The organism is Dietzia sp. IBK-p2-16D, assembly GCF_057773085.1.
In genome coordinates, this window is the sequence record NZ_JBYMTL010000050.1 from 1 (window position 1) to 465 (window position 465).

Consider the following 465-nt stretch of genomic DNA (forward strand, 5'->3'; position numbering starts at 1 on the left):
GGTGCGCAGAGCCGCGTGCTGATAGTATTTCTCCAGCGTCTCGTAGACCTCCTTGTTCACGTGGAGGATGTTGGCGTCCTTCTCCCACCACGAAACGATATCGTGATGGGGGAAGAATGAAGCAGGCTGCATGCGCACGATGCGATGCGGCCCGCCATCGGGGCAAACGACCCACCCCTGATCGAGGTAGCTCACTGCGTTACCTTCGGGGTAACGAGTTCGCCTTCCTGAATGTCGATCTCAGCGCCGTCCGGGGCCGGGGCCAGCCCGCCAGCGATGATGCCGACGCAGTGCGGGTCGATGAAGACCAGCGCGCCGTTCATGTCGGTGACCTGCAACATGCCACCGACGACATTTGTGCTGGGCGCGTCGATGATCGTGCCCCATGTCATGACGATGCGCACGATGGGGTTGCGCCCTGTCCGCTGGGCGTAGTCGAGTGCGCTGGCGAGCGCGTCGTTGATC

At 62.6% G+C, this 465-nt stretch carries 2 protein-coding genes; both read right to left on the bottom strand.

From position 1 onward, the window contains the following. Nucleotides 1-195: hypothetical protein (locus tag AC3DE3_RS17285; protein WP_488370851.1), on the bottom strand; the 195-nt coding region annotated here is incomplete at its 3' end. Beyond that, a partial coding sequence (locus AC3DE3_RS17290) for a hypothetical protein (protein WP_488370852.1) occupies nt 192-465 on the bottom strand: 274 nt, incomplete at its 5' end. The genes AC3DE3_RS17285 and AC3DE3_RS17290, both read right to left, overlap by 4 nt.